At 35.3% G+C, this 20893-nt stretch carries 19 protein-coding genes and 1 pseudogene; 5 read left to right on the forward strand and 15 right to left on the reverse strand.

Annotation, left to right across the window (positions count from 1 at the left end; genetic code table 11):
- Nucleotides 1-27: 27 nt before the first annotated feature.
- Nucleotides 28-1908 carry a molecular chaperone HtpG gene (gene htpG / locus ACTJJ9_RS10035; RefSeq protein WP_145581898.1) on the reverse strand — a complete coding sequence of 627 codons (1881 nt, stop codon included), beginning with the start codon at nt 1906-1908 and terminating at the stop codon, nt 28-30.
- A 427-nt stretch (nt 1909-2335) separates the two neighbouring features.
- Between htpG and ACTJJ9_RS10040 the strand changes: the two genes are divergently transcribed.
- Both ACTJJ9_RS10040 and ACTJJ9_RS10045 read left to right on the forward strand, forming a co-directional pair.
- Nucleotides 2336-3010 carry a class I SAM-dependent methyltransferase gene (locus tag ACTJJ9_RS10040; RefSeq protein WP_145581933.1) on the forward strand — a complete coding sequence of 225 codons (675 nt, stop codon included), beginning with the start codon at nt 2336-2338 and terminating at the stop codon, nt 3008-3010.
- Between the two features lie 503 nt (nt 3011-3513).
- On the forward strand, nt 3514-4341 hold the full coding sequence (locus ACTJJ9_RS10045) for an STAS domain-containing protein (RefSeq protein WP_095302457.1): 828 nt from the start codon (nt 3514-3516) through the stop codon (nt 4339-4341).
- An 86-nt stretch (nt 4342-4427) separates the two neighbouring features.
- On the opposite strand, the gene ACTJJ9_RS10050 is transcribed toward ACTJJ9_RS10045, so the two are convergent.
- A complete protein-coding gene (locus ACTJJ9_RS10050; RefSeq protein WP_145581900.1) occupies nt 4428-4820 on the reverse strand; it encodes a hypothetical protein in 393 nt (130 codons plus the stop codon).
- Between the two features lie 310 nt (nt 4821-5130).
- Nucleotides 5131-6816, reverse strand: coding sequence for a methyl-accepting chemotaxis protein (locus tag ACTJJ9_RS10055; protein ID WP_095302455.1), 1686 nt, complete (start codon nt 6814-6816; stop codon nt 5131-5133).
- Between the two features lie 240 nt (nt 6817-7056).
- Between ACTJJ9_RS10055 and ACTJJ9_RS10060 the strand changes: the two genes are divergently transcribed.
- Entirely contained in the window at nt 7057-7494 is a 438-nt protein-coding gene (locus tag ACTJJ9_RS10060; RefSeq protein ID WP_249922060.1) for a hypothetical protein, read from the forward strand.
- 36 nt (nt 7495-7530) lie between these two features.
- Here ACTJJ9_RS10060 and ACTJJ9_RS10065 read toward each other — a convergent pair whose 3' ends face one another.
- The 5 genes from ACTJJ9_RS10065 to ACTJJ9_RS10085 all read right to left on the reverse strand — a co-directional run bounded on the left by ACTJJ9_RS10065 (nt 7531) and on the right by ACTJJ9_RS10085 (nt 13459).
- Complete coding sequence (locus ACTJJ9_RS10065) at nt 7531-8601, reverse strand: LLM class flavin-dependent oxidoreductase (protein WP_145581902.1); 1071 nt, start codon at nt 8599-8601, stop codon at nt 7531-7533.
- Nucleotides 8602-8952: 351 nt separating this feature from the next.
- Nucleotides 8953-9273: a hypothetical protein gene (locus ACTJJ9_RS10070; RefSeq protein WP_095302453.1), complete on the reverse strand. Its 321-nt coding sequence runs from the start codon at nt 9271-9273 to the stop codon at nt 8953-8955.
- 195 nt (nt 9274-9468) lie between these two features.
- On the reverse strand, nt 9469-10479 hold the full coding sequence (locus ACTJJ9_RS10075) for a DUF3231 family protein (protein WP_145581904.1): 1011 nt from the start codon (nt 10477-10479) through the stop codon (nt 9469-9471).
- Between the two features lie 892 nt (nt 10480-11371).
- Nucleotides 11372-11836, reverse strand: a complete 465-nt coding sequence (locus ACTJJ9_RS10080) for an NUDIX domain-containing protein (protein ID WP_145581906.1) — start codon at nt 11834-11836, stop codon at nt 11372-11374.
- Nucleotides 11837-12235: 399 nt separating this feature from the next.
- On the reverse strand, nt 12236-13459 hold the full coding sequence (locus ACTJJ9_RS10085) for an alanyl-tRNA editing protein (protein ID WP_440768650.1): 1224 nt from the start codon (nt 13457-13459) through the stop codon (nt 12236-12238).
- Nucleotides 13460-13619: 160 nt separating this feature from the next.
- Between ACTJJ9_RS10085 and ACTJJ9_RS10090 the strand changes: the two genes are divergently transcribed.
- Nucleotides 13620-14444, forward strand: a complete 825-nt coding sequence (locus ACTJJ9_RS10090; RefSeq protein ID WP_222124776.1) for a carbon-nitrogen hydrolase family protein — start codon at nt 13620-13622, stop codon at nt 14442-14444.
- Between the two features lie 45 nt (nt 14445-14489).
- Here the strand turns inward: ACTJJ9_RS10090 and ACTJJ9_RS10095 are convergent, their stop codons facing one another.
- Genes ACTJJ9_RS10095 through ACTJJ9_RS10105 form a run of 3 tightly spaced genes read right to left on the reverse strand, consistent with a single transcriptional unit; the run spans nt 14490 to nt 16207 of the window.
- Complete coding sequence (locus tag ACTJJ9_RS10095; RefSeq protein WP_145581912.1) at nt 14490-15056, reverse strand: AAA family ATPase; 567 nt, start codon at nt 15054-15056, stop codon at nt 14490-14492.
- 2 nt (nt 15057-15058) lie between these two features.
- Nucleotides 15059-15598 carry a hypothetical protein gene (locus ACTJJ9_RS10100; protein WP_145581914.1) on the reverse strand — a complete coding sequence of 180 codons (540 nt, stop codon included), beginning with the start codon at nt 15596-15598 and terminating at the stop codon, nt 15059-15061.
- A gap of 15 nt (nt 15599-15613) precedes the next feature.
- Nucleotides 15614-16207 (reverse strand): YdcF family protein, encoded by a 594-nt coding sequence (locus tag ACTJJ9_RS10105; protein ID WP_095302446.1) that lies wholly within the window; start codon nt 16205-16207, stop codon nt 15614-15616.
- 173 nt (nt 16208-16380) lie between these two features.
- On the opposite strand from ACTJJ9_RS10105, the gene ACTJJ9_RS10110 reads away from it, so the two are divergent.
- Nucleotides 16381-16833 carry a DUF4064 domain-containing protein gene (locus tag ACTJJ9_RS10110; protein WP_095302445.1) on the forward strand — a complete coding sequence of 151 codons (453 nt, stop codon included), beginning with the start codon at nt 16381-16383 and terminating at the stop codon, nt 16831-16833.
- A gap of 97 nt (nt 16834-16930) precedes the next feature.
- Here the strand turns inward: ACTJJ9_RS10110 and ACTJJ9_RS10115 are convergent, their stop codons facing one another.
- The 4 genes and pseudogenes from ACTJJ9_RS10115 to ACTJJ9_RS10130 all read right to left on the reverse strand — a co-directional run bounded on the left by ACTJJ9_RS10115 (nt 16931) and on the right by ACTJJ9_RS10130 (nt 20884).
- Nucleotides 16931-17635 carry a rhamnogalacturonan acetylesterase gene (locus ACTJJ9_RS10115; protein WP_145581935.1) on the reverse strand — a complete coding sequence of 235 codons (705 nt, stop codon included), beginning with the start codon at nt 17633-17635 and terminating at the stop codon, nt 16931-16933.
- Nucleotides 17636-17656: 21 nt separating this feature from the next.
- Nucleotides 17657-18580, reverse strand: a pseudogene (locus tag ACTJJ9_RS10120) (pectinesterase family protein); the annotation flags it as partial.
- Between the two features lie 10 nt (nt 18581-18590).
- Nucleotides 18591-19496: an alpha/beta fold hydrolase gene (locus ACTJJ9_RS10125; protein WP_145581916.1), complete on the reverse strand. Its 906-nt coding sequence runs from the start codon at nt 19494-19496 to the stop codon at nt 18591-18593.
- Between the two features lie 17 nt (nt 19497-19513).
- Entirely contained in the window at nt 19514-20884 is a 1371-nt protein-coding gene (locus ACTJJ9_RS10130; protein WP_145581919.1) for a glycoside hydrolase family 28 protein, read from the reverse strand.
- Between the last annotated feature and the right edge of the window lie 9 nt (nt 20885-20893).

Consider the following 20893-nt stretch of genomic DNA (forward strand, 5'->3'; position numbering starts at 1 on the left):
GTTTAGTGGGGACTGTCCCCAAAAATTTTATACCATAACTTTACACATATCGTTTGTAAATTCAACAGGGTCTTGAATTGGTAAGCCTTCAATTAGTAAAGCTTGGTTGTATAAAAGCTTTGTATATAGGTCTAATTTTTCCTTATCATTTTCAAATGCAGATTGTAAAGATTGGAAAACTTCGTGATTTGCATTAATTTCAAGTACCTTTTCTGCTTTTACATTTTGATTATCAGGCATAGCATTTAAGATTTTTTCCATCTCAATTGTTACTTCTCCATCAGCAGTTAAGCAGACTGGATGATTTTTCAAGCGTTTTGAGACCCGTACATCCTTTACCTTATCAGATAAAACATTTTTCATATAGTCAAAAAGTTCTTTGTTTTCGTTTTTCACTTCATCTGCTTTATCTTGATTTTCATCCGCTTCAATGCCTAAATCTCCACTTGATACTGATTTAAATTCCTTCTCTTTATAGTTCATAATCATTTTGATCGCAAATTCATCGATATCTTCTGTAAAGTAGAGAATTTCATAGCCTTTGTCTGCAACAAGCTCTGTTTGTGGAAGCTTATCAATTCGCTCGATAGACTCACCTGCTGCATAGTAAATGAATTTTTGGTCCTCTGGCATTCTAGAAACATACTCATCTAATGTAACCATCTTTTTCTCTTTAGAAGAATAGAACATTAGTAAATCCTGTAACACTTCTTTATTTGTTCCAAAATCACTGTAGACGCCATATTTTAATTGACGGCCAAAAGACTTATAGAATTCCTCATATTTTTCACGTTCATTTTTTAATAAGCTTTTTAATTCACTTTTAATTTTTTTGTTAATGTTCTTCGCTATTAGCTTTAATTGACGGTCATGCTGAAGAATTTCACGGGAAATATTAAGGGATAAATCCTCCGAATCTACCATTCCTTTTACAAAGCTAAAGTAATCTGGTAGGAGGTCAGCACATTTATTCATAATAAGAACGCCATTTGAATAAAGCTCTAAGCCTTTTTCATATTCTTTAGAGTAGTAATCAAAAGGCATTTTCTCAGGAATATATAATATTGCATTATAACGGATTGTTCCATCAACACTAATATGGATATGTTTAAGTGGTTTATCAAATCCGTAATGCTTTTCTTTGTAAAAGTTCTCATAATCCTCGTCTGTCAGTTCATTTTTATTTTTTCTCCAAATTGGGACCATGCTATTAATCGTTTGTTCTTCTTCATATTCCTCAAGCTCATTTTCACTGCCTTCTTTTGGACGTTGACCCTTTACATCCATTTTAATTGGGTAGCGAATAAAGTCAGAGTACTTTTTAATAATTGATTTTAAACGGTATTCCTCTAAAAACTCATCATATTGCTCTTCTTCGGTATTTTCCTTAATTTTCAAGGTGATTTCTGTCCCGACTGTTTCTTTTTCAGCTTGTTCAATTGTATATCCATCTGCACCAGTTGATTCCCATTTATACGCTTCATCGCTTCCTAACGCTTTACTTATGACAGTTACAACATCTGCTACCATAAATGCAGCGTAAAAGCCTACACCAAATTGCCCAATGATATCATGACCATCTTTAATTTCATTTTCTTTTTTAAATGATAATGAGCCGCTTTTCGCAATGACACCAAGGTTGTTCTCTAATTCTTCCTTCGTCATCCCGATCCCTGTATCTGTAATCGTTAATGTACGATTATCCTTGTCTGCAGCCACTTTTATGTAGTAACTATCCTTTTCAAATGTTAATGAGTCATCTGTTAATGCTTTGTAATAAATTTTATCAATTGCATCACTCGCATTAGAAATTAACTCTCTTAAAAATACTTCTTTTTGTGAGTAAATCGAATTAATCATCATTTCTAATAACCGTTTCGATTCAGCTTTAAACTGCTTTTTCCCCATGATAACCTCTCCTTTTATATAGTAGATGATGATTAGCTGGACATAACCATTAGCACTCGACCTCACCGAGTGCTAATCTAATTCTTTTAATATCATATCCAATATGGATTGTCAACTCAATGAGAGGAAAGAGGGGACAGTCCCCAAAAATACTTTGGGGACTGTCCCTCACTCTTTTAATCTTTCCTATTTTGACTCTAAAAGTCTATCTTTGATTAGGTAAAAATAGTGTTTTCCCTCGTTTACAGCGAGTGGCTGGTCTTTTGGGGACTGTCCCCATTAATGTTTTGGGGACTGTCCCCAAATTTCTTCTATTATTTCACCTTAAATCACTGTAAAATAAATACAGTTTATACTTAAGGAGGTCGTTGACTTGGTGAAGGATGGTTCACGATATTACGATAACAATGAATTTTTTATAAATTATATGGAGAAACGTTTATCAAAGGATAATCCAAATGATACGATTGAAAAACCAATTTTTCTCGAGATGATAGGTATTTGTTCCAAGCATCATGTTTTAGATTTGGGGTGTGGAAATGGTGATTTTGGAAAAGATTTGTTGAGAAGTGGCTGTAAAAGCTATACCGGTATTGAAGGCTCTGAAAATATGTATCTTTCTGCTCTTAAACATTTAAATGAATTTAACAATTTAAAGTTCACCCATTCAACAATTGAAAATTGGCAACCACCAAAGGAGCAATACGATCTTGTCGTATCAAGGCTTGTCCTTCACTATATTGAGAATATTGATGATGTCTTTGAAAAGGTGTATCAGTCCCTTAAAAAAGGTGGCAGGTTCATTTTTTCAATCGAACATCCCGTTATCACCTCAACATTACAAAAGAGTGGTCAAAGAACAAATTGGATCGTCGATCATTATTATTCTCCTGGATTTCGTGAACAACAATGGCTAGGCACGACCGTCTACAAATACCATCGAACAATTGAAGACTATTTTACCTCATTACAAAAGGCAGGCTTTTCAATAAAATTATTAAGAGAATCCAAACCAAAGAGAGAAAACTTTGAACATCCTGAAACCTATAATAGACGTTTAAGAATTCCACTATTCTTATTTCTTTCTTCAACTAAAGAATAAACATAAACTTCAATAGGTTTAAACCTATTTATTCCTCCAGAAAAGCGCAATAGTGAAAAAAGTCATTAGTGAATACAAAATGTTTATATCCTTAAAAACGATCAATCGTGCTCATAATGGAAACATAGCTACTAGCAACCTAGTAGAAACCGCTTATGCTCCAAGAATTTGCCAAGCAAGGAGGATACCAGTCGCTAGCCATCTTCACCAAAGAAATACTTACACTTAATTATATAATGCCATCTGCTCCATAAGTGAAACTGCTCGAGATACAACCTCAGTTTGAGCTGTCATAATCAGGCTTTCCTAAAAACATTTTATTTTATTACATTCAAAATTTCTACAACCGATAAAATATCAGAATCATTTACCAAATATGTTGTTTCATTACTGCTTTATTTCACTCAAAAAATGACTTTCTTTTCATAAACCAATGCAATTAATGGTTTATTCCCCTTCTAAAAGGGGTAAAAAGCTATGGGCATGTTAAAGGGGGAATCAGTTTGAAGCTCAAGTATCACGAAAGCTATCAATTAAAGGAGTTTATTATCGCAAACAATGAGAATTTTAAAGAATCACTTTTATTAGAAGCAGTGAATGTAAAAGACAAAATCAATGAAATATTAAGAATTGGAAATATTAATCTTATTAATAATGCCCAAAAGCTAGTTATTGATGTTATCGACGAAAAGGAAGATGAAGTAAAAGCCTTTGCTAAGCAGGAAGGAATTGCATGGGCAACCCATTCAATCGACTTAACCTTTAAATTAGAGTGGGTTCAAGCAATACGAAGAACGCTTTGGAACTACATCGAAAAATTTAACGAGCTATGTATAGATAAAAAAAAGATTAATGATTTTTTTCACCTTGAACAATTGATTAACAATCGAATTGATCAGTTTTTAAATGGATTTTTTATTAGTTATTCTACATATAAGGATAAATTGATTTTAGAGCAAAGACAATTAGTGGAAAACTTGTCAGTTCCAATTATCCCCATTACTCCGAGTATTTGTATTTTACCTTTAATTGGTTCTGTTGACTCTTTTCGTATCTCAATCCTCGAGGAAAAGGTATTAATAGAAATTGGAAAATTACGAATTCAAACATTAATTATTGATTTATCTGGAATTGGGGATATGGAAGCAGATGTCATAGATTATTTTTCTAAAATGATTGATGGTGCTGCAATGATGGGCTGCCATACTGTTATTACTGGCTTACGTGCTGAAGTTGTACGTAAAATGGTCCATTTAGGTGTTACCTTCCATAAAAAAACAAAAACATTAGGAACGTTACAGCAAGCTTTAAAGGAATATTTTATCGGGTAAATAAACGAATAAAAATACGGGGTGTCTCAATTGTGCCAGTTATACCTGTAAAAAACACCCCTTTATCAGTTTATGTATATTTTAGACTATGAAATAGTTTGTTTTACTGAAATGGCCTGTGAATAAACTGTGCTGACACAGCCATCTAAATCTTCTTTCTTTAATAAACCTAAATTTAGAGCAGATTTTATTTTTCCCTCATCTGGCTTTTTTTGAATTAGCTCATGTAAATTTAGCTCTTCAAGTCTAGTAACCGTTGCTTCTTGGGCGTATTTCTCAGTCTTTCTTATTTGTCTTTGTAATTTATATTCCCCAATAATGATTTCACCTTTCCCTTGCTTTCCAACCGAAGAATCAAAGTAGTCGTTAAAGTCCTTTTTAAGCTCATCTAATTCTGCTTCTATTTCCTTTTTCCTTACCATCAAGTCAGCATAATGTGCAAGTTTTTCCCTTGTAACAGGATTTTCATTTATCCTCATACATAATCCCCTCTTTCCAATAAAGATAGTTCATCATATTTGAAAAAGTTGAGAATTATTCCGGTTCCATACTGTTAACGAGAGGAAAAATGGCATCAATGTTTAGTGGTCCGTTGTTCGGGATTAAAACACAGACGATGTATTTTCGAATAGCTTGCGAGTAATTAGTGTCTTATTGTTAAAATTAAAAAAGGTTCTGACCCCTCCAACAAACACCGATATATAGCAAACTAACCTCATCATTAGTCTGTATATTGTCTTTTTGGGGTCTGAACCTTTGTTTTTGAGCAACCTCTTCAATTATTAGCAATTACACTTTAAATCGACTTACAATTGCTTCAAGCTCTTCAGCTAACTTTGATAAGGAAGCTGTAGCATTTGATACTTCTTCAATTGAAGCTAATTGTTCTTCAGTTGCCGTCGCAACGCTCTCTGTGCTAGCTAACGTTTCTTTTGAGCCTTTTGCCATCTCATCTATTGAATGCTGAACAACTTCAAATCCAGTTGAAATTTGTTGTGTCATTGCTGCTACCTCTTGAATTTGCGCTGTGACTTGCTCAATTGACAGGATAATATCTTTAATTTCCCGGACAGTAAGCTGTGAATACGATAGACCTGATGTTACATTTTCTTTTACTAATTCGATGTTAGCTACCGTTTCATTTGAGTCCTTTTGAATGGTTACTACGAGGTCTTGAATTTTATTTGCTGATTCACTTGCTTCATCTGCTAATTTTCTTACCTCTTCTGCGACAACCGCAAAGCCTTGACCATGCTCCCCTGCTCTTGCGGCTTCAATCGCAGCATTTAACGCTAAAAGATTTGTTTGTCCAGAGATTTCAGAAATAAGTGTTGAGATACCTTTAATTTCCTCTGCACGATGGGCAAACGATCTCACTCCATGATTTGCTCGATCAACTGATTGATCAATCGATTGCATTTGCTCTTCCATCCGTAAAACAAGGTTTGCACCATTTTCTGCTCGTTTATTCATTATATTTGAGACTTCTGCTACATCGTTTGTAGTTTGTGCTACCTTCATTAAGTGTTCAAGCGAATGATTAACAGAATGTAAGCTGTTCTCTGTTAAGTTATATTGCTGCTCGCTACTAGTTGCAATCATTTGCATCGATGAAGAAACCTGTTTAGCACTTGCTTCTGATTGCTCAGCACTTGCTGAAAGCTGTTCTGATGAGGCTGCAACCTGATTAGCGGACATGCTAATTTGGATAATCATTTCCTTTAATGAAGTAACAAATGCATTAAAAGAGCTGGCAAGTTGACCGAATTCATTATTCCCTTTCACCTTAACCGTTTTCGTTAAATCTCCTTCTCCATTTGCAATATCCATTAATTGATTGTTTATCGTTCTTAATGGTAACAAAATTGACTTTAGCAGCATCATGCTTAAAAGAATGCCAATAATCGAAGAAATAATCGTTGTCACTAAAAGAATCGTATTGTTTCTACTTGCATTCACATCATTCTTTACTATTAAATGACTCACATCTTCATCTATTTCTGTAACAACGTTATTAACAGATGGATCTAGCACTTCTTTTCTTAATGTTCTTTCCTCGTTAAAATGAAGTTCCTTTGCTTGTTCAGGATTAGACAAATAGGTCGACATCACTTGCTGATTGATTTCCCAAAAGTCGGCGAAATTTTTCTGCAAATCTTCTATTGCCCGTAAATGTGTTTCATCAATCATAAGTAATTGGATGTCTTCAAGCGTCTTTCTTATATCGTCAGCCTTCTCCTTCATTCCATCTGTATATTGACTATCACCAGTAATAATATAGGCTCTTTCATCATTTGAAAGACCAGCAAGCCGATATTGGACATGTTTTACAAGCTTTTGAATTTCCATTTGATCCTTTAATTTTTCCGTTTCATTAATAGTTGATTGAATAATTGAAACAGAAAAAGTTCCTAAACCGATAATTGAAACTATTAAAATTGATATCGTTAGAATAAGTTTTGTTTTTATTTTCATAAATTGGAGCTCCTCTCATATGACTGTAATTTTTTTATTCAAATCAGGATTGTTATTAAAATTAATAAGAATAAAAAAAATCCTCATGAATCCACCCTTTTATATCGGTTGTTACTCAAACTTTTTAAAGCAAAATTTCATATGCAGGATTATCTGCCAAACTGTCCAACCGAAAGAATAATGTCTTCAATATATTAAAGTGTATCCTAACCTATTAGTAAGGAGGGAAAAGGGAAAGATATGAATAGAGAAGATAAACAATTCACGATTCATTACAAAAACAAACGTAATGCAGGAGAGGGTGTAACCGTCAATATCCATATTCAAAATGCTTATATACTTGGCAACAAAAATATCCAGCTTGAGCAACGGGCAGAGGGTGGCGGTCAGATCAATAGAAATGTTGGAACGAATGCGAATCAAGGTGGTCAAAATGCGATTGATCATAGCTCTGCCCAAAATAATCAGTCACAATTTGCTAATGGAAATGGTCGAAGTGGAATTGCTGGTAACAACAATGATGAAGCTGGAGGACAACAAGGGATAAAGGTAAGGGACAGTCTCTTTAATAATAGCAGCATTACTTCATCATCAATTCAAAGCCAAAGTGAAATTGATGAGACAGTTGACGAAGGATTAATAGATGAAGCAACCGGCATAATCCCATTTGAAAAATAATTAAAAGGACCAAATATGGTCCTTTTTATAATCCTTTTACCTACTCGTCGCTTTACGCACGATTGGTGCCACTTCTGTAGCTAGTAATTCAATTCCTTTCGCAACCTTTTCAAAAGGAATACCACCTATATCAATCTGTGCGATAAACCGTTGATGATGAAAAAGCTCATATTGGCGAAGAATTTTTTCAGCAATCTCTTCAGGACTTCCAACAAACAAAGCGGAATCAGCGCCCACCATTTGATCATAATCCGCTCTAGATAACGTATACTCCATACCTCTTTGCTCATAAACGGACTCTTTATAATGAGCATAATAAGGATAAAACTCTTCCTTAGCCTGCTTTGATGTCTTTGCAATATAACCATGTCCTGTTACTGCTACTTGTAATTGTTGGAGATCATGACCTGCCTCTAATCCAGCTTTACGATAAATATCTACTAATGGTTGAAAGCGATATGGATCACCGTCAAGAATAACGACAGCCATACCAACTCCTAAATGACCTGCACGAACTGCGCTCTCCTTTGTCCCACCAACCCCTATCCAAATTGGAATCTCACGCTGGAGCGGTCGAGGGGCAATTTCCGCATTATGTAAAGACGAACGAAAGCGACCTTCCCATGTTATTTTCTCATGTTTATTAAGCTGTAAAAAGAGATCGATATTTTCTGAAAATAATGCGTCATAATCCTTTGTATTAAAACCAAACAATGGAAATGATTCTAGAAACGCTCCCCGACCAGCAATAATTTCGGCACGCCCACCTGAAAGTAAATCCAAAGTTGCAAAATCCTCATAAAGCCGAACCGGATCAACTGTACTTAATACGGTCGTCGCACTTGTTAATTTAATTTGTTTTGTTTGCTGTGAAATCGCCGCTAACATAACTGGAGTAGCTGAAACAGCATAATCCAAACGATGATGCTCACCAACTCCAAATAAATCAAGTCCAGCTTCGTCGGCAAGTTTTGCTGCTTCAACGATTTCCTTCATCCGTTGCTCTGCACTAATTTTTCTCCCTGAAAGAGGATCTTTACTGATATCCCCCAAAGTATATAGCCCTATTTCAATACCTGAATTTTTAAATTTCTCTTCTGTCTTCACGATAATGTCCTCCAAAGATGTAAGTAAACCTAGATCTCTAATACAGATAATCGAGCTTTATAAATTTTTATTTCGTGTTGCTATTGGTTGTCCTTCCTTTATCATAAAATAAATTTTTTTAAACACCTATTAATATGATTGTCGTAAAGCAAATAACTGCTTCAAAACGACCTCTAATAGTTTTTTAATCTCACACTCCAATTTCCACATTTCTAAAACATTCTGTTACATAACCCTATACCAGTGTTGAATGGATATTCCTTATATAGCGTCTCCAAGTCATAGACAAATAAAAAAAGCATTTCTCTTTATGATAAGAAATGCTCAACATTAACTCTCACTTTTATATTTTTAACTATTGACTAACTCTTCTTTTGAAACAATACGCCATCCATTTGCTACAAGCTTTTCTATATAGTCATTGATACTTATTTCCTCTATTTCGATAGCAAGTGGATGTAGAGAAACAAAGCATTCATTTTGCTCATAATTAATCGTCACTTTTACAACCTCATACCCATTATGAAACCGTGAATCAAATCCAGGGTCATCAATAATATCTCCTTTAATTGGACGAATCGATGACTCAAAAGTTTTGATCCCTATTTCATATCTATTATTTTCCTGTTGTTCTTTTATTGAAGTGAGAGAAATAAGCATATTGATTTTCAATACTATCGTCTCCTTTTAAACAGATTAAATTGTTAATTATAGTATAACATTTATCCTTCTTTGAAACGTTAATCCATTAACAATTTACTAACCATAACAAAAAAAGCACCTATCTAAATCATTTGATAGATGCTTCAATATAATCTGCACAATGAAATTCCAATTATTTAAGACAAATGCCACCAGCAATTTCATTTAATCACTTTTTGCCAACCCTTCATGGTCAGTAGCTATTGGAGGCTGTTCAAACCAGCCATTTTCTATTAATAGATTCATTCCATCCTCTGCTAGCAACCCTATCTCTGTTATCATACGTATATAAGCAGCGGCCAAATCTCTTCTTTGACATAATGCCAATGCCTCGCCATAATAGCCTATTGCCGAAGAAAGAAGTGCCGTTATATGAAAAAGCATTAGCTTGTCTGAAAAGGGAGCAACCGTTGAATCAGTAACCTCTGTCTCAAAGGTTCTAGGTATATGTAAATTGTCCTTTTTCACCTTTGTTGTAAGACGATCAAAATGCTTTTGGCAAACCTGTCGTCCTCGTTCCATATATTCCCGAACCTTTTTAGATTTAGCCACCTGACCAAATCCTAGCTCAAGCACCATTTTTACCATTGTTTTTTGCATGTTGAGATATGTTCCACTTATTTCAACCGCATTTAATGGTCTACGCTCACCAAGAAACCCTGTTAAGAAAGATTGATCCGTTACAAAATCAACCTTTTGTTGATTATTTAGTGTAGGAGGCTTACTGACAATTCCTTTTTGTAATAAAACATTGCTAGAACTAGCATATAATTTCGCAGTTTCATTCGTACAGTCAATAAAATAATTAATATAGTCCTCACGTAAGGAACTACTGACAGCAGCAGCATACCTCGTCAATCCATGTATTGCCATTATCTGTATATATACAAGCTTATATGTATCTGTAAATAGAGCTGGTGCATTAACATTAACATCTTTATCAGAAAATCCTTTTGGAATCGGGTAATTCTCCTGAGTTAGGAAATATCTAACCTTTTCAAGATGTGCTTCTGCTAATTCAAAAGCATAACGCAATACATCACCAATCTCCTCATCTTCAACATTTTTAATAAAATATTTAAGAACACAGGATGATAAGCTATCATTCATATATTGTGACCAAATTAGACCTAGCTCTGACGCAGAGCTTTTCGTCCTATGGTTTTGATCATTCATCAAATGCCCTCCTAAAAATTTGTATAGGTTAGTTTGTCCAGCCATTTCTTTGTTAATTCTTAAATGTATTATCCATATTACTATTCAATATAATAAGCATTACAAAAAAATGAATTTTTAGGGGGCTGTAAAAGGATGTGGGATGTGGTTCAAAAATAATTTACTTACCTTCTATTGATCAAAAGTTGAGATGATAAGTAAAAGAAACAAACTTTTTGGGCTTACTCTCTAAAGGATTATGACAGAAAATAATACAGTTTGATCTAAAAAACGAATAATCAGAGCTTTCCCATTAAATATTATTTGTTTTCATTCGTTTTTTTGAGTCTAAGAGGTCATAGATTATTGAGACTGTACAAACTAAGTAAATTCCTGCTATAGATAGGTGACTGTTATTAAAATTAGTGATAAAAAAATAAAGAGAAACAAAAAACAATAAAGAACTAATAACCAATAATTGAAGAGTAAATTTTTTTCTAGTGTTTATGCTAGCCTTATTAGTAAAGAACATATATTTAACGATACCTGATAATGCTAGAACTAAAGGTGAAATTAACAAGAGGATAGAACTAGGAGCATATTCTAGTTTACCTGACTGCAAGAAATATAAAATAACCCCAAACAAGGTTATAGATATGAAAACAGTAACTAAGCTGTAAAACCCCTTTACTAAACAGTTCAATGTATATCCCTCATTTGTATTTTTTTAGTATTAAGTTTTATTATATTGATATTACCTATGATATAAATGTATTTCGTTTAAAAATATTATTTATTTTCAATTATATGGAATATATCATTGATCAAGTAAAAAGGAGTAACAGGCCTTATCTCGTGATTTTTTTAATTAAACAACAGTAATCCTCCACTATTATCATCTGTCATTATTCATTTACTCTCCATGCTTAAGAAAATATCGTTTAATAGCCTCCTTCACTGCCCAACTTTGATGAGCATGGACTAATGTTTCAATCGCATGATGTGGATTTACCCATTTTAAGGTATGATCTGCCTCTGCTGGCTCACCTATTAGTTTCAATTGATTACATAAATAAAAATATCCCTCATTGAGATAATAGATATTTTCGTTTTTAGAATAAAAGTAGTTTTGTGCACAACCTATAAAAGAACCTATTTCTAACTCCATTCCTATCTCTTCAAGCGCTTCTCTTTTTAAACATTCCTCATGTGTTTCACCAGCTTCTATTCCACCGCCTGGAAGCAAATAATGATGATCCTTTGTTTGAATAATCGCTATTTTGTCTCTCGATTTATTGAATATTAAGCAATAGACGGCTGGTCTTCGCATGTATTGCTTTCCTTTTTGTTTTTCACCAAATGTAAGTACTTTTTTCATTTTTTCATCCCCCCAATACACTTAAATTTAAATGGTATGACCAGGTTCTATCAGAGCTCTATTCGTTGTATTCTTTATAATACTTCACTTTAATAATAACCTCATCTGGACTCAAATAATCCAAAATAATATCATTCATCAAACTTACATATATCCATTTCATGACGACTTATGACATCATCTAATTCTAGATCCAAGTAATCAAAAAAAACGACTGCTCCTTTGAACAGCCGCTTTCATTTCAATCTCCAAGACTAAGCAATGAATTGTAAAAGATTAATCCTATTACCGATAATAAAAATGATCAGGAAATTTCTTTTTTGTATTCATATATGACTCAAGCCTTTTGTTTCTTTCTCTCTATTTTGCTTCATTCAATCCCTTTTCATCTCTTATATGTTAAGAGTATTTTCCATTATTAAGAGTACGAACCGAGCTGACCAACTCGTCCATTAATTGATTTGCTGATAAGACCTTCTCTCCGCCCCCTTGAGCAAACGAATCATTTCCACCACCTTTTCCGTTAACAAGCGGGATATTCCTCTTTACTACCTCATTCATATTGAAAGGGAGCTCAGTTCCTTTTGCACAAACAAACTGTAGCTTATCCTCCTGTTCATTAATAAAGAAAACAAGAACATCATTTGTTTTTCCCACAATAGTTCTAGCTAATTTCTGTAGATCTGGAATAGAGTAATTATAAAAGATTTTCTTGACGATTTTTATATTAACAACCATCTGCTGCTCATTTATTAACGTACTAGCCTCATAATCTAGCAATTTATTTTTCAGCTCATCTAGATTTTTTTCAAACTCCTTCGATTGCCTCAGGATTCGATTAGCAGCTTCCTCCATTTTGTCCTGCGGAGCATTTAAAATCCCTGTTAGAGATTGGATAACCTTCTGTTTTTGACTGAGCTGGGTTATCACTCGATTACCGCAAACAAATTGCACACGAGTATGCTTTTTTTGCTTCTCCCATTGTAAAATTTTTAGTGATTGGACCTGCCCTGTTGAGCTAGGATGTGTTCCTCCACAGCCGTAATAATCAAAACTCGGGATAATTACAAGGCGAATATTCTCCGAGACAGAAAGCTCTTTTCGTAAGGAGTAATGCTCAAGCTCACTCTCTGTTACCCACTTCGCTTCAATCGGGCGATTTTCAATGATGATGTGATTTGCTAGCTTCTCTACAACATCAGCTTCTTCTTCTGTAAGATTAGCTATATCCAAATCAATCGTACAAATTTCCTTACCTAAGTGAAAACTAATCGTTTTGTAACCATAAGTCTCCTCAAAAGCTGCAGATAAAATATGCTGTCCTGCATGCTGCTGCATATGGTCAAAGCGTCGATCCCAGTTGATTTCACAATTGCATTCATTCTGTTCATCAATCGGCTTCTCAATAAAATGACGGATTTCTCCATCAACTTCAACGATATCAACCACATTTATCCCGTTTATTGTCCCAGTATCATGAGGTTGTCCCCCACCAGTTGGATAAAAAGCCGTTTTCTCTAACACTATGTAAATACGTCCATTTTCATCCTTACCCTGTTTAAGTAGCTTTGATGAAAATGAACGAATGTATTGATTTTCATAATAAAGTTTTTCTGTTGTCATTACATTCACTCGCCTTCGCTTTTTCATTTCCCTAACTATAGCATAAGTTATCCTGGTCAAAAAATATGATAAGTGTACACCATCCATAATAAATTGCGACTACTATGAAAATAAACTATATTGAATTTATGAAACTAAGTAAAGGAAAGGAGTATAGGTGATGAAGATAAAGGCAGCTATTATACAAATGCGCGTTGACGAGGATAAACAAAAAAATATCGACACAGCAAATGAATATTTTAAAAATGCTGTAAAGGAAGGAATTGATATAGCGATATTACCTGAAATGTTTTGTTGCCCATATGAAACGCCAAACTTCCCTATTTACGCAGAACGAGAAGGTGGAGAATGCTATCGTGTAATGGCAAATTTCGCGAAGGAATACGGGATATACCTTGTTGCTGGCTCAATGCCAGAAAAGGATGAGAATAATCATATTTTTAATACGTCCTATGTATTTAATCGTAAAGGCGAGAAAATTGCTAAGCATCGAAAAATGCATTTATTTGATATCGATGTAGCGGGTCGTCAGCGATTTAAAGAATCAGATACATTAACAGCTGGTAACGAAATAACTGTATTCGATACTGAGTTTGGGAAAATTGGACTTTGTATTTGCTACGATATTCGATTTCCCGAGCTATCAAGATTAATGGTTGATCAAGAAGCAAAAGTGATTATCGTTCCTGGCGCCTTTAATATGACTACAGGACCAGCTCATTGGAATGTTTTATTTCGAAATCGCGCCTTAGATAATCAAGTATTTATGATCGGATGCGCCCCAGCACGTGATTTATCAGCAAGCTATACTTCTTACGGACATTCCATTGCTGTTTCACCATGGGGAGAGATTGTTCAGCAGCTTGATGAAAAGGAAGGTTACATGATCGTTGAATTAAACCTACAACAGGTAGAAAAGGTGAGGAGAGAACTTCCGCTACTTAAACAAAGAAGGAATGATCTTTATACACTTAAAAGCTTATAATATATTATAACGCAAATAAAACAGCTATCCTCTAAAATGGCTGTTTTATTTGCTAGTAAAATGAAATGTCTCTTGAATTCGTGTCGCTACTTCTTGTGAAGTCATATGTGTATTATTGATTCTTAAATAGTTTTTTCTTTTTATTTCTCCGACACTCGAGTTTAAACGATAGTTCTCCATTGAATTTTTCAGCTCTGTTTCAGATTGGAAAATATTCCGTTTTGTCGGTTTATGTGCTAATCGATTTGGTGTTTGATTTCGCTCAAGCCTAACATTTAGATCAGCCTCAAGCTCTACGAAATAAACATTATCCCCATTTTCTTCAAAAATCCGACTTGTTTTCTCTACGAAATCCCAATCCTCTTGCATATTAAATGCCCATACATAAGTAAAAATCAATCCATCTAATTGGATTTTCGAGGCAGATTTAAAAATCTCCTCTCGTATGACATCTGATATTCTCCACATTTCATCTCCAAACCCGAAGAAGGGATGAAGCAATTCAATTGTCATATGATTGTGAAAAAGTTTATAGCCTGTTCTCTTTTCAAGCTCCTGGCCGACTGTCATTTTCCCAACTGCTTGAGGTCCAAATAGTAAAATAAAATTCATCTTTACTCCTCCCAGATAGATTTATTTAGATGGTTGTCATCCCATACTTGTACTTCAATATAGCGTTCAGGTCCTAATTTCCCATCCGCATTCCATAATTGCGGTAAACCAAATTTTGTAATTAATCCCTCTATTTCAGCCAAAGTATAAACATGACCCCTATATGGTTTCTCGTCCTGTGCATTCATTGCTGGAAAGGAATCACCATATGTAAAACTAATTGCAGTAGGATTAAAGAAACTCAATGGTATTCGAATTTCTTTTCCATCTTCAAACCATTCAAGCAACCAGGGACATGGTTCATAAACAAAATAATGTGGTGTAGACGTTATCGGTTTCCCTCCCTTTTGAATAAATAGCTCTTTAACCTTTCGTTCAATCTCTCTTCTATGCTCTAAATATTGCTGACTTCTTCTAGCAGCAAATGTTTTATTTTCCAACCGAAGCTTCTTTAATATAGCTTCGGCTTCATTATCCTCCAATTGAGTTAGACTTTTGAAAGGACCAACTCTTTTTTCATAATAATGGTAGAGATGTATCATTAGCATCACCCTTCTTTAATACAAAGTAAATAATTTATAGCCAATGTAATAAAACGTCTCCTTAATCAAAAATGGACCTTTCGTTTTTAATGTTTTGTATACAGAGGTTTGTGTAGGGGAGGAATTAACTTTTAAATCAAGATGATGGGCAATCGCCATTGCTCGTTTCATATGTAAAGGATCACTAACTATTGTTAGCGTCTTAAATTCTTCATTAATAGCAATTTTCTTTACCTCTTCAAGATTTTCTTCTGTCATTTTTGAGTTCGTTTCTATTAAAATATCATTTTCCCGAACACCTTGTTTGATCGCATAGATTTTTGCAACCTCAGATTCAGCATACTTTGCTCCATTTCCTTTCCCACCTGTAAAAATAAGCTTTGAAACATAGCCATTTTCGTACAACCAAATCGCGTGATTAATCCTTTCACGAAAAACAGGCGAAGGCTTATCTCCCCAGGCAGCAGCTCCTAATACAGCTGCAGCATCTGATTGTTCAAGCTCCATTTTATTTGCAAACGACCAAATGCTGATTGCTGTCCATAAGAAATAAAGGACGAGCATAACAAACATCACTGCTACTATCCTGCAAATCCTCTTTTTTATCATTCGTCTTCATCCTTGATTACATATTTTCCCTTTATAGTTGGATAAAGTTATAACATATTTTTTTTCATAAATAAAGGTAAAATAATAGAGATACCCACTTTCTGTATATTATGATAGATTTTAGTTTAAATGAAATATATAATATATACGATGACTAAATTAGAGGTGAAACAATGACGTTAAACTTAAAGGTTCCAAAAATATTATCAATTATTTCTGGTGTTCTCTTTTTGCTAGGAGCACTTGTTGTATTGATTATCTTTCTTCAAATTGACAATCCTGCATTAAAGGACTTTTTACACGATGCATATAGTAACGATCCTGTCATTGCAGAAGAGCTAGAAAAAAATAATTTAGAAATGACAATGGACGAATTTTTGGACGAAATGATAAATCTTGCCCAAGGGTTTATGGGGTTCATTCTGACATGCTCGATTCTTCTGACTGTCGTTAATTTTGTTGGAGTCTTTATAATAAATAAGTACCCACGTGTTGCAGCAACGCTCTTTATTATCCTTGGAGTTCTTTCCTTATTTACCATTATCCTACCCATTCTATTACTAACAGCAGGGATAATGATTTTAGTAAAACGATCAAGACAATTAAATCAACCAGTCAGTATGTAAAATATTAAGCAAAAGCCCAAATCTTTTTGATGATTTGGGCTTAACCTATTATATTAGCTCATTTTGTAAAGTACAGTAATTTTGATAGATTATCAAATTATTTTACTTGTTCCTGCTGTTCAATTAGAAAATGGCAAATATCCAATTCTAGCTCCTTTATTCCCTCGATGACAAGCTCAGCAATTTTTTTTGCTCCATACTTGCTAAAATGCGTATTATCCTGAGGCTTATCTGGATTATCTAGCTCATACCAAGCAAATAGCTGCTTCGTTTCTTCTTCACCAAGCTTTTCATAAAAAATTCGCGATTTTTCCCATAAATCAATAACAGGTACATGGAGATTTGCAGCAAGCTCTTTCATTGCAGCTGGATATTCACCCATAGCATCGACAAAATGACCATCGACAAAATTCCGTCGATGAACCGGTGTTATGAGTATTGGCTTTGCGCCTCGTTCCCTTGCAGCATCTATAAAAAGAGTAAGATACATTTGATACGTGCCCCACGGCTCTGTTCCTCTTGATTCATCTTCAATTTTTTGATCATTATGGCCAAATTGAATAAACAAATAATCATTCTCCTGAATTGACTTGGAAATATCCTGAAGGCGTCCCTCGTTAATAAAGCTTTTTGTACTGCGTCCACCCTTTGCTTTATTTATTATCCTTACTCCGCTCGTAAAAAAATGCGGCAATTGCTGACCCCAGCCCTGTTGATTTCCCTTATTAGGCTCAACATCCTCTACAGTTGAATCCCCTGCTAAAAAAATCGTTACTCTATGGTCATTCCTATTTCTTAACATGTTTAAGCCTAGTACATTTTCAAGTGAAAACTCCCGTGCTTCCTTTTCTGTTAACTGTTTTGACCATTTCACCCTTCTATCACAAACCCCTCCTGGCCCACTACTATTATATTCCGCATAAAAGATAGTTTCCTCAGCATGTCGCTTCTCCCAATTATGCCAGCCCTCTTCCTTAATATGAGCTCCCATCCAGCAGTTGATAAAGATTGTCTTCGCATAATCACGCCACGGTCTCCCTAGGTAAACCGTCCTGCTGTTAGCACCGCTTTTTAATCGGCAGTTGTGAAAGACAAAGCCATACTGCTCATCAATTGGTGTTGAAGCTGCAGTAATATAGCCGTTCACTTCTTCATTACGATTTAGGCTAAAGATTTCACACTCTTCAAAAAAGGCTTTACCTGAACCAAAAATAAAATCGATATCACCTTCTATATAGCAGTGATGAAAATAGCTTCTGCCAACTTTGCGTTCCAATCCATCCCTTGGACCTCCGAAACGATTCCCTTCGATAGGCTTCGGTGGCAATAGGGCGATGAATAGCGTATCCTGATGACCGAGTAAGGCACAATTCTCAAACCTTATTATATCTGCATCAATATAGACAGCTACTGCTTGCCCAACGACAGATCCACAGCCAGCCGAGTTTTCAAATGTTATGTTTTTTGCGGTAAAATAATCACCTGTTATCAGTGCTGTGTAGGTTGCAAAGGTCCCCATTTTTTCTCCATTAGGGAGCTGTTTTAATGCATAGTCATCGTACGTTATTTTAACGTTTTCATAACATGCTCCTTCTAACGTAATGTAAGGCTTATCAATGACAAGCTTTTCCTTATACACTCCGTCTTTAATCTGAATCGTTACATCGGTTTTATTGTCTTTTGGAATACTGTTTATAGCCTCCTGTATCGACGTAAATTGTCCCGTTCCATCCTGTGCAACAATCATCTCTATCACCCTATAAATAGTTTTGTAAAAACGAACAGACCTTGTTACGCATGCTTGCTGTTTCTATATGCCCACAATGATAACGCTCCATTTTCCAATGCTTAGAGTACCCTTCCTGTTCATAGCACTTTGTTAACGCCTCATCAATTTTACATAGCCCTTCATAAGGAGTTAGTCTGTCATACGTACCAACAACACTTAAATGAGGACGTGGTGAAATGCATTCTTGGATATCTGCTGTTTGAAAGTATTTGACGAGCTTTGGAACATATGAATAGAAACCGTGATGATCAAGGCCGCGTACTTTGATTAATGACGAAGCATCAACCTGACCACAAATGTCGATACAGACTGTAACCCTTTCATCAAGTGCTGCTAACCACCAAGACATAAGTCCACCCATTGACATTCCAACTGTTGCAATTCTCGAAGAATCAACATCATCTCTAGTAAGTAAGTAGTCAATTGCACGGATGCTATCAAACACCATCATTCCCCACATGACCTGTCCTTTCCATAGCATCTCTTTAAAAATTTCACTCTCAGACTTGCCTCTACGTTCACCAAATCCCCACGCATCAATACATAAAACACCATAACCTAATTCAGTTAGTTGCTTCGCATAAGACGGTTTTTGTAAATAATGGCTGCTCGTTATTAGTTCCGTTTTGCCTACATGATATTGACCACCGTGTGAGTGATTGAATAAAATGACCGGTAGCTTCCCTTTCCTCTCAAGTGGACGAGCAAAATAAGCCGGCACCAATTCAAGACCGTTTAAATCAAGGACTAATTCTTCAACAACAAATGAATCTCTTATTTCTTCATGAACTTTTTCAACAGAAATCTCTCTCGATGAATCTGGTAAATCACCAAGCAATTCAATTATTTTCTTTCTACGGAGCTGTTTATCCATGTTTTCAACTCCCCTTTTTATGAAAGCTCATGCTCAGACACGGTAACGTTCTTTAAGACAATCATTTTGTCTTTTGTTTTCGGCTGCTTTGATTTACACTTACTAAATTCAATATCACGGCCATTCTCCACGTAAAAGGCAGGACCTTCATGATTGCTAACAGTCACATTGTAAAATCCGATATCTGATACATTTCCACAGTAAAAGCCACGCTGCTTCATTGGCTCAAGCTCAGACATCATCGCAGGCAATCCAGGCTCAGCATCCTCTGCCATTGCTACAGAGACATGCTCAAAAGTGACATCTTCCACATACATTTCAGCTAGGCCATAGAGAAACCCTGCAGCAGCACTCACTTCTCTTGCTGTAATGTTTGAAAAATGAATTCTCCGGAAACGTGGTGTTTCCTCTGTAATTGGGTACGGATTTTTATCCCAAACATATTTTTCTTTTCCACGTGGACCGCAGAAATAATAAAGATTTGCGATAAAAGGACAAATGACACCGTTCATCACAATATTGCTAACACGAATATCCTCGACAATTCCGCCACGTCCCCTTCTTGATTTCAGGCGGATTCCACGATCTGTTCCTTCAAATACACAGTTTGTTACTGTAACATTGCGGATATCACCGCTCATCTCACTCCCTAATACAACTCCACCATGTCCATGAATCATCGTGCAGTTCGTAATCGTAATATTCTCACATGCTACTCGTTCAACCGTATCCTCTGTTCCCGCTTTAATTGCAATACAATCATCACCAACATCAATATGACAATCAGAGATGCGAACATTTCGACATGACTCTGGGTCAATTCCATCTGTATTAGGAGAATCACTCGGATTGACAATTGTTATATTGTGAATCGTCACATCTTCACAGCAAATCGGATTCACAGTCCAACTTGGGGAATTAATCATTTTTATTCCAGAAATGGTTGCGTGTTTACAAGAATCAAAGCTTACTAGCTTCGGTCTTGGATACTCATTTTCTTTATTCCGGAACAGTTCCCACCAAAACGAGCCTTGACCATCCAACGTTCCATGTCCTGTAATGGAGATATTTTCACTATTCTCTGCATAAATACAAGATGCATACACATCTCTTTTAACTCCTTCCCAGCGTGATTGGACGACAGGATACTCATTCACATCCTCGGAAAAAATAAGAACTGCTCCTGCTTCAAGATATAAATTCACATTGCTTTTTAAAATGACAGCACCTGTTAGAAATCTCCCTGCAGGCACATAGACTGTACCTCCACCAGCTTTAAAGCATGCTTCAATTGCCTGGGCAATAGCTTTTGTATTAACCGTCAAACCATCACAGACTGCACCAAATTGTTTAATATCATATACGCTTGACGTTACTGTTGAAACCATGTTCCAATC

Source organism: Metabacillus sp. 22489 (genome assembly GCF_052044855.1).
In the GTDB taxonomy this organism is placed as follows: domain Bacteria; phylum Bacillota; class Bacilli; order Bacillales; family Bacillaceae; genus Metabacillus; species Metabacillus niabensis.